Here is a 12,335-nt window from a genome sequence, read left to right on the forward strand (position 1 = left end):
GCACTTAGCGCTGTAGTGTTTTCAACAGCGCGATATATGTTAGACCAGTTTTAGTACTAATTTTAAAGTTTAGCCTACTCCCTGGGGCTTTTTCAGGAGGCAATAAAAAGCATATTGAGTTGGATGCTTTTTACTGCCTACCTGTTTTTTTATCCAAATATTCTTTCCCACCAGCTTTTCTTTTCGCCTTCTTTTTCTCCATCAGGCTTCACTGCTTTACCAGAACAATCTTGTTGCGCAGGCGGTAACGCATCTAGAATAGCAGGTACACTCATGCTTCCGGCACAACCGGCAATCACTACCGCGCCGGTCTTCGCGTCAAAGTGCGCAATACCCAAACCATCTGGAAAGCGGCGAGATAAAGACTTAGGTGACTGAGACTTCATATAATTAATAAACACCGGTAAGGCACCACTGGCACCGGTTAAATTTACTGGCAAGTTATCATCATTGCCGACCCACACAGTCACCACGTTGTTACGGTCAAAGCCGCTGAACCAACTATCACGATAATCGTCAGTAGTACCGGTTTTACCCGCCATATTCACGTTACCAAAGTTGGCACCTATTTGTTTTGCGGTTCCATCTATCGTGACTTTGTAAAGTGCATAGTTCAGTAAGTAAGTAGCAGCTTCATCGGTTCGCTGCGCATAAAATTCGGCCTTTTTCCATAACAGTGCATTGTCAGCGGTTACGACTGAGCTCACTGTATGAAGGGGAACATAGCGCCCGCCGTTCGATAATGTTTGGTACATTTGGTTGGTAACAAACGGCGTTAACTCTACCGCCCCTAACGTAAGAGAAGGCACTAAATTGACCTGAGAGGTAACGCCTAGTCGTGCAATCGTGTCAGCAATAACATCCAGCCCCACTTGCATGCCTAAATTAACGGTAGGCACATTCAAAGATTCAACCAATCCTTGAATAAGCGGCACTTGCCCTCTGAATTCTTTATCGTAATTTAACGGTGACCATTGCTGCCCATTACGGCTTTCTAGCGTAATAGGCTCATCTTCAAGTGGCGTGGCTAAATTAAACTGGGTTGGATCTTCAAGGGCTGATAAATACACCGCAGGTTTAATTAATGAACCGATTGGACGCTTCGCTCCTAACGCTCGGTTAAACCCTTTAAATGAGTAGTCTTTACCGCCAACAATGGCGCGCACTTCGCCTTTGGCACTGTCGGTCACAACCATCGCGCCTTGAAGGGGATTTTTTCTGTTCGTTTGTAAACTTGCAATCGTGCCAGAGAGGGCTTTTTCTGCCCGGCGCTGAGCCACGATATCTAACGTGGTAAACACTTTTACACCGGAGTCACGCAAGCTTGAGTCGGCTAGAATATCTGCAAGCTCTCGTCTTACCTGCTCCATAAAAGCAGGATGTTTGCCGCTGGCCAAACTAGCGCCACTGGCCAAACCTAACGGCATATTAATCGCCCGCTCATATTGGCTGCGGTCGATTTCATTTTCGTCAAATAACATACGCAACACCAAGTCTCGGCGCTCTTTGACGCGCTCGGGGTGTTTACGTGGATTGTAATAAGAAGGGCCTTTGATAATAGCCACAAGCGTTGCTATTTCAGTTGTGCTTAGTTCATTTGCTGGGCGGTCGAAGTAGAAATAACTAGCCAGCCCGAAACCGTGCACCGCCATGTCTCCATTTTGTCCTAAGAAGACTTCATTTAAATAGGCTTGAATGATTTCCGACTTGGAATACCTGGCGTCTATGATCACCGCCATAATGGCTTCTTTCGCTTTACGCACAATCGAGCGCTCACGGGTTAGAAACATATTTTTGACTAATTGCTGGGTAAGCGTGCTACCACCTTGTACGGTTCTGCCCGCCGCAATATTTGCTAATAGCGCCCGTAGTATTGATAAAGGCGCTACACCGTGGTGATTATAGAAATTGCGATCTTCCACCAGCGTTAACGCTTTTGGCAGCATATCGGGAATAGTATCCAGTGTGACCAACATTCTGTCTTCCTGACTACCGCTGACCATGCGCGTAACTAACCATGGCTCAAGTTTTACAGTGCCAAATGGGCGAGTTTGCGTTCTGTCTTGAATCAGACTAATCCGACTGCCTTGCCAAGTTATCTCTAAGTGACGAAGCCCTTCTGCCCCTTCAGGGAAATGAAACGCACGGCGCTGAATATTTAAAATGCCATTTCGAAAACTGTATTCACCGCTACCATCTGCTTCATTAACTTTGCGATACCCCAACAAGGTTAATTCATCAATTACTTCGGTGGGGGTAATTTCCTGCCCTTTACTGAGTTCTAAGGGGCGGGCAAAAATCTGTGCCGGAACTTCCCATTTATTACCTGAGAACTCATGTTTAATCTGCGCATCTAAATAAAAAGCATAGGCTCCAAGTACCACAACGCCTACTAAGAATAAACGTAAGAAGAGTTTCATTATTGAAAAAGATTTAGGCTTGGATGCCGCTTTAGTCTGTTTTTTTGCCACTTTTTTAGCCACTGAAAATGCCATGATACGAAGCTGAAAAATTGTGCAGCTTTCTGCGCACAATTTCCAGCGAATGCTGAAGAATATTGGTGAAGCATATAAACAACTGCATGCTACACACTCTGAAGTTAGCGAACACTACCACTGCTCCTTCTTGGCAACAACTACAAAAATAGCGCCACGTTAAAATCAATCGTTTCAATGACGCCATACGTAGTAATGTTGAATATCTACACTCAAGGAGAAATTATGACATCTGAAAATAAGGCGAGCTCTATTGCCAATATGGAAGGGTTACAATCGGCTATCGTAGCGGGAGAAAAGGCCAGAGTGAAAGAGCTGTTAGAGGGTCGTTCGTTAGATGAACTTCAAAAAGGGTATTTAATCGAGCTTGCTGAATTAAACAACGATGGCGACATTGTTGGTATTTTAAAACAAGCGCCTACAGCATAACGCCCCAAGGTAGGTTTACATATTGTTACGTATCATCTGCCATAAACCTTAGCGCATCATTGAATTATACTCGCGTTTTACAGTCACATTGAGATAGCATGTGTGCTCGCAATACAGGAATTGAATTATGGGTTTAAAGGGTAAAGGGAATCAGTGGGTCACTGCAGCATCAATGATGTCAGCACTGCTATCAGGGCTTTGCAGCACGACTGCAATGGCCGATGAGGCGTTTTCCGTGTGTACCTCTCAACTTGCCAACAAAGCACTTGAGCAAGGTGTCAGTCAAGACACTGTCGATACCATTTTCCCCTCATTAGTATACCAAGCTCGTGTAATAGAGCTTGATAGAAGCCAACCAGAATTCGTGCAAACCTTTCCGGGCTACTTTAGTAAACGTGTAACCGATTGGCGCACGAATAAGGGCAAGGAAATGTACGAAAAGCACAAGGACTTGTTGCACAAATTAAGTGACAAGTACGGTGTGCCGCCGCACTATTTGCTTGCCTTTTGGGGGCTTGAAACTAATTTTGGTAATTACAAAGGCAAAATGCCTGTTCTTGATTCATTAGCCACGCTTGCTTGCGATCCCCGAAGAAGCGAATACTTTACCCAAGAGCTTTTGGTTGCAGTGAAATTATTTGAGCGTGAGTCACTCACCCGTGAGGAAATGGTAGGTTCTTGGGCTGGCGCTATGGGTCATACCCAATTTATGCCGTCAGCTTATACCCATTACGCGGTAGATGGCGACAATGACGGTCAAATTAACTTATGGAATAGTGAAGAAGATGCACTAACCTCTGCGGCCAACTTTCTTGCAAGTTTAGGCTGGCAACGAGGCTTTCGTTGGGGTCGGGAAGTGCAGCTTCCAGAGAACTTTGATTATCAACTCTCTGGTTATAAAAACCGCCGTACTCTAGCCCAGTGGAATGAACTTGGCGTGAAACAAGCCGATGCTAGCCCATTAGGCGACGACGATACCAAAGCATACGTGGTGGTTCCTGCAGGACATGCCGGCCCCGCGTTTGTGGGTTACCAAAATTTTCGCGTGATCATGCGTTGGAATAATTCAGAGTTTTACGCTATTGCGGTAGGCGTATTAGCCGATAGAATTTCAGGCGCATCCGGGATTATTGCTCCCCTTCCTGATTTACCCGCTTACAGCCGCAACGATATTATTGGCTTACAGAAAAAACTGAATGACCGTGGCTTCGATGTTGGTACCCCCGATGGAATAATTGGCCCTGCTACCCGCGAAGGTATTCGCAACTATCAAATAGCAAACGATATGATTGCTGACGGCTTCCCGGGCCTTAACGTGATGCAGTCTTTAAACTTAGTTGATAAGAGTGCTTAGCCGCTTTTAAAAGGCTTTACTTGCCCCCGTTAGCCCATCGCCTTCTTTGTTTTGGCGGTGGGTTTAGCGGTAGCTGGTTCGTCTGGCCAAAAGTGCTTGGGGTAGCGTCCTTTCATTTCTTTTTGAATCGCTAAATAACTGCCTGTCCAGAACCCCGCTAAATCTTTAGTGGTTTGAAGTGGTCGTCCTGCTGGCGACAATAGCTCATAAACAATATTGGTTCTGCCACCCGCCACCGTCAGTGTGGCAGTTTGGCTATACATCTCTTGCATCCTAACGGCTAACACCACATCACCGTTATCGCGATACTCAAGTGCAGCATCACGCCCTGTGGGTATCGGTAAATGAGTTGGTAATAGTGAAGCAAGGGCATCTTGCTGCGGCCAACTAAGTGCATTATTTAGCGTATTTTTCCATGGCAACTTTTGTAGTTTCGCCAAAGACTCACATCGACTTAAAGGCTCAATTAATGCCTCTTTTGCATTGTGCATTAATGCCGGCAAAGACTGAGGCCACGGGTCTGGTTTATCGAACGCCTGCGGCTGAGGTAAATTCAACGAAGCAGCAAGTTTAAGTCTGTTCCACCATTGCCAGTCACCTTCAGTGAGTGGCCACTCACTTACTGGAATGTTCTCTAAATATTCAAACCATGCATAAGCAGTCTGTTTTTTCCAAAAGCGATTATCTTGCTGTTTCTCTTGCCCTGATACGGGCTCACTGGCTAAGTCGATGGCATGAAAACCGGTAATCACCCGTGCTTCCATAGCCTTTTTTGCCACGTTGTAACGTACTTGCTTTTTGCTAGTAAACTCATTTGGGAACACGGCACGAAGCAGGGCTTCATTAATCGGCTGGACTAACCTGAACTTCACCGTATTTCCGGTTTGCTGACCATGTAAAACGGCCAACCACTGTTCAGGGGAATGCTGCTCTAATTCGCCCCCCTTGCCACTGGCGAGCTTATATCCACTTTGCTGAGGCTTTCCTTGCATATTTCCTTGCAGGGTCCCTCGTATAGCACCTTGTGTAGCCCCTTGTCCGCTTTGCTTTCCATTTACTTTTCCGTTGGCCTTATCAGGTGCTTGCCCCCGATAAAACGCCACCCGCTGAGGAAAGGCAATGGCAATACAAAGCGCCAATGCTTCTTCGTCTATACCGTTAATGTCCAAATCGTTCGCCGTAAGACCAACATATCTTGCATATTTAGATGCTTGCTGATGAAGCTGTTTGCGCGCTTGACCATCAAGATTCAACAGCGCATCAATGACATAGGTTTGTGTAAACTGTCCAGCTAGGTTTTCGGCCAATGCCACCACAAAAGGCGCAGCACATTTAAGTTTCCTTTGCAGTGCAGGCTCTACCCCTTCAACACCTTGCTCGCAGCGTATTAACAAATTCGCCAAATTCGGATGGCAGGGTATGTCGGACAGTTTACGCCCATAGGAGGTAATTATTGGGTTGTCATCAAGATCTCTAAGAGCATCTATGGCGGTTAAGTTATTACTAGCCACCTTCAGCTGTGCATTAGTTGGCTGGGTTAACATCGCCAACGATGAGGGCGTAGCGCCCCATTGCAAGGCATCGAGCAATAAGGACGAAACATCTTCTCGTAATACTTGCGGAGCATTATGCTGCGCCATACGTTCAAAACTACTTTGGCTACATAGACGGTAGCAATCGCCCGCGCTAACGCGTCCCGCTCGCCCAGCCCGTTGAATAGCCGATGCTCGGGATATACGCTGTTGCATTAACTGGGTAAAACCACTGGAAGGGTTATATTGCGCTTGATTCTCCCACATACTGTCTACCACCACCTTAACCCCTTCTATGGTTAAGCTTGTTTCGGCAATATTGGTGGCAAGAATAATTTTACGTCGTCCTTGTGGATCAGGGTTGATAGCGGATTGTTGGGCTTCTTTGCTCATCGCCCCAAAAAGTGTGTGCAATGCCACATCATATTTATCTTCCAGCGTAGAAAGTCGTTGTGCCACCCCTCGAATGGCTCCGCTTCCTGGCAAGAAGACCAGTACATCACCTTGGTGTTGAGAAAACGCTCGGGTAGTCATTTCTGCGGTGGCGCTAACCACCTCATGGGCGAGCACATCTTTGCTGTAATGCATAGTAACGGGGAAAGTTCGCCCTTCTGCATCGAGGTTGATTGCGGGCACAGCCCCGTGATTATTCATTAATGCAGTAAGCGGCTCTACATCAAGGGTGGCCGACATCACCACTAGGCGGAGATCTTCTCGCAAGCCAGCTTGTACGTCGAGGGCTAGCGCTAAACCGAAGTCGCTATGAATGCTGCGCTCATGAAATTCATCAAATATAATGGCCGATACCCCAGCAAGTTCAGGGTCAGACTGAATCATTCTGGCGAGTATACCTTCGGTAATGAGTTCAAGGCGGGTGTTCTTTCCTACCTTACTTTCACCTTTAATACGGTAACCTACTGTGTCGCCCACTTTTTCATTAAGTATGCCTGCCAGATAATTCGCCAAATTCCTTACGACTACGCGGCGAGGCTGCATCAACAACACTTTGCCCTGTGGTATCGCGCTTAACAGAGAAAGTGGTAGCACCGTAGACTTACCTGCACCCGGCGGTGCACCTATGATAAGGTTGTTTTCACTAATCGCCTTATTAACGGGTTCAATAAGCTGGGCGGCGGGTAAATGTAATAACGGCTGTAACATAAAGGTTTGCAATACCTAGATAAACTTCTCACACTATTGTACTTGAATTTACCTGTAGCAGAAGTTTTGCATTGCGTTAAAACAAGCACTGCTAGACTAAGCACAGCTAAATAGAGACACCTGACGATATGTCCATTTGGGTTTAAACAATTTTCTATTAACTAGGGCGTGTTGACTTCATTACACGTAGATAGAGGAGTGGGTATGCGTTGTTTCATTGGTTTAGATTTACATTCAACAGAAAAGTTAGCCCTTGATAGTTGGCGGCAACAAGCCCTCCCAGAGGTGACAGCCCGCAACATGTTCAATCTTTCTGAGGGCCGAGCCCACAATGAAGTTAGAGGGAGCGAAAGCAGGCGAAGCAAGGGTAAAGAGAGCAAAGGTAAAAGGCGTGACTCAGGCGCATCCCAACCTTATGCGGTTAACGCAGCCAATTACCATATGACCTTAAGTTTTCTCGGTCACATTACTCACCGACAACATGAGGCGTTAGTCGCCGAACTAGATACGCTAGTTCATGCACCTTTTTCACTAACGTTAGACACTACAGGTATTTGGAACGGCCCTAAGATTCTCTTTGCCGCACCACAATCACCGCCAGCAGAGCTCATGGCCTTAGCAAAATCTACCCGCAAGGCCGCCAGATCAGCAGCTATAGAGGTTGATGGTAAAGCTTTTTCGCCCCATGTTACTGTTATTCGAAAAGCCACGGCAGCGCTTCCTGTGCCTTTGTATACACCTCATATAGAGATGCACGCCTCGGCGTTTCACCTTTTTGAATCCGTCTCTACACCGCAAGGGGTTACATACCCCGTTAGGCAAAGTTGGAATTTAAAGCACAATATGTCAGTGCGTGAGAAGCTACGCCGAGGGATTAATGATGAGTAGTTAGTTAACGATCATTCATCGGGTGATATTATTTATAGCTAAATAGCCTATTTCAGTTAGGTTTTTTCACCCCAAAAACCTTTACTTCACTGGCGTAGCTGGGTAAAAAGGGGGTCTTATTTAGTGAGACCTCAATTCCATGCAACAAACGTTTCGATTAGTAATAGATTGCCCTGACCAAATTGGCTTAGTTGCCAGTGTTTCTCAGTTTTTAGCTAGCCATGGTGCCACCATCGTTGAAGCTAACCATCACACCGATTTACAAACCGGTAGATTCTTTATGCGCCATGAAATTGGTGCCGATTCTATTGGGTTAGATTACGACAGCTTTTTAGCAGAATTTGCGCCTTTGGCGAACGAATTTCAAATGAATTGGAAACTCTCTGATTCGGGTAAGAAGCAGCGCGTTGCCTTACTGGGTAGCGTGGAATCTCACTGTATGGTTGATTTACTGCATCGCTGGCACACCGGTGAGCTTGATTGCGATATACCGTGCATTATTGGCAATCATCCACAAATGAAGCAATTTGCCGATTGGTATAAAGTGCCGTTTCATTGGGTAGACTTTAAAGCGCTGGGTAAAGAAGCGGCTTTTGCGCAAATCTCAACCTTATTGGAAGAGTATAAAATTGACCTGACAGTACTTGCCCGCTTCATGCAGATTTTGCCAGATACGCTATGCCAACAACTCCAAGGTAAAGCAATTAACATTCATCATAGCTTCTTACCGAGCTTTGCAGGGGCTAAACCCTATCAACAGGCATACGATCGCGGCGTTAAGTTAATTGGGGCAACCTGCCATTACGTCACCAAAGACCTAGACGAAGGCCCAATTATTGAGCAAAGCGTTAAGCGCATTAGCCACAGTGATAGCGCGGTTGATATGGTTAGAAAAGGAAAAGACTGTGAAGTAACTGCTCTTGCCCATGGCGTGCGTTACCATTTAGAAGATCGCGTAATTATTCATCGCAATAAAACCGTGGTGTTTGCGTAAGACACTGCTTTATAAATATCGCAGCAAGATAAAAAAGCCAGACGAGAGTGACTCGTCTGGCTTTTTTAATTCTGACAGGCATGAACACGTTTACTTTGTGCGCTGTAACCTGCGTACAGAGCTCAATTTCAGCCTTTAGCGCTCACCCTCTTTTGTAGCCCAACTTGGCCGATTGTTTTGCTTTATACCGACAATGCAGCAAGTTGCTTGCGTAACTTAACGTAATACCACGCATTTGAAATAGCGAATAAGGCTTCGGTAATCGCCAGACCCCATGTTTGAGTAGCCACGCCGTATACCGTAAAGTTTACTGAGCCAATTATCATACAAGTACGCAGCCCTGCTTCTTTACAGTGTAACTCACCAAAGCGATATACCATGAAAGTCAGTACTGGCATAAGTTCTAGTAGCCCAGTCTTACCCGTAAGGGTGTTAATACTCGCCACTAGCACGGTCATCAGCGTCAGAATAATATAAGTGGCGTACGCGGGTAAAAGTTTCTGAGTAACAATACGATATGTTGTGCTTAAGCCTGCCACCGTAATAACAACCGCCCCACCCCATGCTTGCTCGAAGGCAAGTAAACTGGCAAGTGCTACACACAACCCTAAATTCAATAATAAAAGCTTACGCTCTGTATTGGACCAAAACGAACCAATAGCAAACAATACAGGGATTGTATGAAGCAATAATTCAAACACGCCAATGCTCCTTTATAGATAACAAATGAGGCAAAAAGTAACCGTTAATTAATGGCGCGAAGTGTAGTGATTAACTTAAAACTTTCAATGGTTTTTTTGGGCTTTTCGATGAATGCCATTTAGGTGCTACGACTCGCATTCTCGTTGGTCTAGCGGGTTATTACGTTAAGAGACATTTAAGTTAGTTTTACAATGGCATAGTATTGATTGTGTGAGATTTTAATTAACGCTTCAATCGCTAGTATTGATCTGCGCTACTAGGGCGGGTTGACCTAACGACAAGAAAAATAAAAGAAATCATAATAAGACAGGAAATAATAATGGGAAAATTTAAAACGTCGCTTACCGCGATGGCGGTAGTGCTTGCACTCGGTGCTTGTTCTGAGCAAAAAGCGCCTCAGACAACGTCAGTAGATACTACTGAAGCCCCCGCAATGCAGGAAAAACAACAGTTCGACAACGTACTCCTTCAAGAATTCAAAGGCCCCTACGGCGGCGTTCCGGCTTTCGATAAAATGAAACTGGAAGATTTGAAACCGGCCCTTGAAAAAGCAATGGAGCTAAATCTTAAAGAGATTGATGAAATTGCGAATAACCCCGAGCCACCTACGTTTGAAAACGTAATTGTGGCTATGGAACGTTCAGGTAGCGAGCTTAGCCGCGTATTTCGCTACTACGGCATTTGGAGTGCGAATAAATCTAGCCCTGAATTTCGTGCTATCCAAGTAGAAATGTCGCCCAAGTTATCCGCATTTTCTACCAAAATCACACAAAACGAAAAGTTATTCGAGCGTGTTAAAGCGGTTTATGAATCAGAAGAACTATCGACATTAACCGAAGAAGAACAGCGCATTACTTGGATGACTTATAACGACTTCGCCCGCAATGGCGCGACGTTGGACAGCGAAGCGAAAAAGCGCTATGCAGCCATTAACGAAGAGTTAGCAACCCTCTATACGTCGTTCTCAAATAACGTACTGGCGGATGAAGAGAACTACGTAACCTATATTACTGAAGACCAATTAGGTGGCTTGCCTGAATCTTTCGTAAAAGGCGCTAAATCTGCCGCCCAGAGCCGTGGTGAGCCGGATAAATATGCAATAACAAACACCCGTTCTTCAATGGATCCGTTCCTAACCTACTCTACTAACCGTGAATTACGCGAAAAAGTATGGAACACCTATTACAGCCGTGGCGATAACGCTGATGAGTTCGACAATAACGAAACCATTAAGCGCATTTTAACCTTACGTGATGAGCGCGTTGAATTACTCGGGTATGAAAACTATGCCCAGTGGCGCTTAGAAGACCGTATGGCAAAGAACCCTGAAAACGCCATGGATCTTATGATGAAGGTTTGGCCCGCTGCCATTGCACGTGTTGAACAAGAAGTGGCCGATATGCAAGCCATTGCTGACGCTGAAGGCGCTGATATCACTATTGCCCCGTGGGACTATCGTTTTTATGCCGAGAAAGTTCGCCAAGCCAAGTACGACCTAGACTCAAACGAAGTGAAGCAATACCTGCAGCTAGATAAACTGCGCGATGCTATGTTCTACGTTGCTGGTCGTTTGTTTAATTTCAACTTTACCCCAGTGGAAGAAGGTAAAGTGCCTGTATTCCACGAAGACGTTAAAGTATGGGAAGTGACCGATAAAGATTCCGGTGAACACATTGGTTTATGGTACTTAGATCCGTTTTCTCGCAAAGGTAAACGCTCTGGTGCATGGGCCACAACCTATCGCTCGTCAACAACCTTCGACGGCAAAAAGACGGTGTTGTCTTCTAACAACTCTAACTTCGTAAAAGGGGCTGAAGGCGAACCCACTCTCATTTCATTTGATGATGCAGAAACCTATTTCCACGAATTTGGTCATGCACTGCATTTCTTATCTGCTGATGTGAAATACCCTTCTTCACACTCAGGCGTACGTGATTACACTGAGTTCCAGTCGCAACTATTAGAGCGCTGGTTAACCACCGACGAAGTTATTAATCAATTCTTAGTACACTATGAAACGGGTGAACCTATTCCTGCTGAACTTGTTGCTAAGATTAAGAAGGCATCAACCTTTAATGAAGGCTTCAAAACCACTGAATATATGGCTTCTGCTATCATGGATTTGAAGTACCATACCACTGATCCAGCGACTATTGAGCCCGATACCTTTGAACGTGAAGAGCTTACAAAACTCGGTATGCCCGAAGAGATTGTTATGCGTCACCGCACACCTCACTTTGGTCACGTGTTCTCGGGTGAAGGTTATGCCGCCGCGTATTATGGTTATATGTGGGCAGAAGTGCTGACCGCTGATGCATCAGAAGCCTTTATGGAAGCACCGGGTGGATTTTACGACGAAGAAGTGGGCAATCGCTTAGTGAAGTACCTCTTTTCGGTTCGTAATGCGATGGATCCAGCTGAAGCTTATCGTAAATTCCGTGGCCGCGATGCCAAAGTTGACGCATTAATGCGCGACAGAGGTTTTCCAATCCCCGAAGATAAAAGCAAAGACAAAAGCGAAAATTAATCGTTAAACCTACCTAAACAAGCCGCGAAGTTGAGAAATTCACCTCATTTCGCGGCTTTTTCTTGACCTTTCGGTCAATTTAACTTCAAAATCAATTTATCGGTTTTATACGTCGATAGTATAATACTTCGCGTTTTTCTGCCGATACAAAAACATAATAAAAATAAAGCTAGTGCGAACTACCTCTCCTCGTGTTTCATCACGTGATTAATAACCTGCAACTAAGCAGTAAAGTAGACGCTAACAGTAATAA

The 12,335-nt window shown here is 45.4% G+C and carries 8 protein-coding genes; 5 read left to right on the forward strand and 3 right to left on the reverse strand.

The features are described from left to right. Positions 1-149 precede the first annotated feature (149 nt). Positions 150-2,495: a penicillin-binding protein 1B gene (gene mrcB / locus C7Y69_RS12775; RefSeq protein WP_409513430.1), complete on the reverse strand. Its 2,346-nt coding sequence runs from the start codon at positions 2,493-2,495 to the stop codon at positions 150-152. A gap of 225 nt (positions 2,496-2,720) precedes the next feature. Between mrcB and C7Y69_RS12780 the strand changes: the two genes are divergently transcribed. Together C7Y69_RS12780 and C7Y69_RS12785 are read left to right on the forward strand one after the other, a co-directional pair. After that, the gene (locus tag C7Y69_RS12780) at positions 2,721-2,924 is read left to right on the forward strand and encodes a hypothetical protein (RefSeq protein WP_013785703.1); all 204 of its coding nucleotides are present in this window, start codon (positions 2,721-2,723) and stop codon (positions 2,922-2,924) included. A 127-nt stretch (positions 2,925-3,051) separates the two neighbouring features. Further along, positions 3,052-4,278: a lytic murein transglycosylase gene (locus tag C7Y69_RS12785; protein WP_126872970.1), complete on the forward strand. Its 1,227-nt coding sequence runs from the start codon at positions 3,052-3,054 to the stop codon at positions 4,276-4,278. 29 nt (positions 4,279-4,307) lie between these two features. Here C7Y69_RS12785 and C7Y69_RS12790 read toward each other — a convergent pair whose 3' ends face one another. Continuing rightward, the gene (locus tag C7Y69_RS12790; protein ID WP_126872971.1) at positions 4,308-6,971 is read right to left on the reverse strand and encodes an ATP-dependent RNA helicase; all 2,664 of its coding nucleotides are present in this window, start codon (positions 6,969-6,971) and stop codon (positions 4,308-4,310) included. Positions 6,972-7,175: 204 nt separating this feature from the next. Here C7Y69_RS12790 and thpR point away from each other — a divergent pair, with 204 nt between their 5' ends. Further along, positions 7,176-7,859 carry an RNA 2',3'-cyclic phosphodiesterase gene (thpR, locus tag C7Y69_RS12795; RefSeq protein ID WP_126872972.1) on the forward strand — a complete coding sequence of 228 codons (684 nt, stop codon included), beginning with the start codon at positions 7,176-7,178 and terminating at the stop codon, positions 7,857-7,859. Positions 7,860-7,998: 139 nt separating this feature from the next. Beyond that, positions 7,999-8,853 (forward strand): formyltetrahydrofolate deformylase, encoded by an 855-nt coding sequence (gene purU, locus C7Y69_RS12800; RefSeq protein WP_126872973.1) that lies wholly within the window; start codon positions 7,999-8,001, stop codon positions 8,851-8,853. 182 nt (positions 8,854-9,035) lie between these two features. Here purU and C7Y69_RS12805 read toward each other — a convergent pair whose 3' ends face one another. After that, complete coding sequence (locus C7Y69_RS12805) at positions 9,036-9,554, reverse strand: YgjV family protein (protein ID WP_126872974.1); 519 nt, start codon at positions 9,552-9,554, stop codon at positions 9,036-9,038. A 320-nt stretch (positions 9,555-9,874) separates the two neighbouring features. Between C7Y69_RS12805 and C7Y69_RS12810 the strand changes: the two genes are divergently transcribed. Continuing rightward, on the forward strand, positions 9,875-12,082 hold the full coding sequence (locus tag C7Y69_RS12810) for a M3 family metallopeptidase (protein WP_126872975.1): 2,208 nt from the start codon (positions 9,875-9,877) through the stop codon (positions 12,080-12,082). The last annotated feature ends 253 nt before the right edge of the window (positions 12,083-12,335 follow it).

The sequence above is a fragment of the Alteromonas sp. KS69 genome, assembly GCF_003989595.1.
In the GTDB taxonomy this organism is placed as follows: Bacteria; Pseudomonadota; Gammaproteobacteria; order Enterobacterales; family Alteromonadaceae; genus Alteromonas; species Alteromonas naphthalenivorans.

Bases quoted from the DNA above. Each gene is read 5' to 3' on its own strand.
- mrcB (WP_409513430.1), bottom strand. From the start codon at position 2,495: ATGGCATTTTCAGTGGCTAAAAAAGTGGCAAAAAAACAGACTAAAGCG.
- C7Y69_RS12780 (WP_013785703.1), top strand. From the start codon at position 2,721: ATGACATCTGAAAATAAGGCGAGCTCTATTGCCAATATGGAAGGGTTA.
- C7Y69_RS12785 (WP_126872970.1), top strand. From the start codon at position 3,052: ATGGGTTTAAAGGGTAAAGGGAATCAGTGGGTCACTGCAGCATCAATG.
- C7Y69_RS12790 (WP_126872971.1), bottom strand. From the start codon at position 6,971: ATGTTACAGCCGTTATTACATTTACCCGCCGCCCAGCTTATTGAACCC.
- thpR (WP_126872972.1), top strand. From the start codon at position 7,176: ATGCGTTGTTTCATTGGTTTAGATTTACATTCAACAGAAAAGTTAGCC.
- purU (WP_126872973.1), top strand. From the start codon at position 7,999: ATGCAACAAACGTTTCGATTAGTAATAGATTGCCCTGACCAAATTGGC.
- C7Y69_RS12810 (WP_126872975.1), top strand. From the start codon at position 9,875: ATGGGAAAATTTAAAACGTCGCTTACCGCGATGGCGGTAGTGCTTGCA.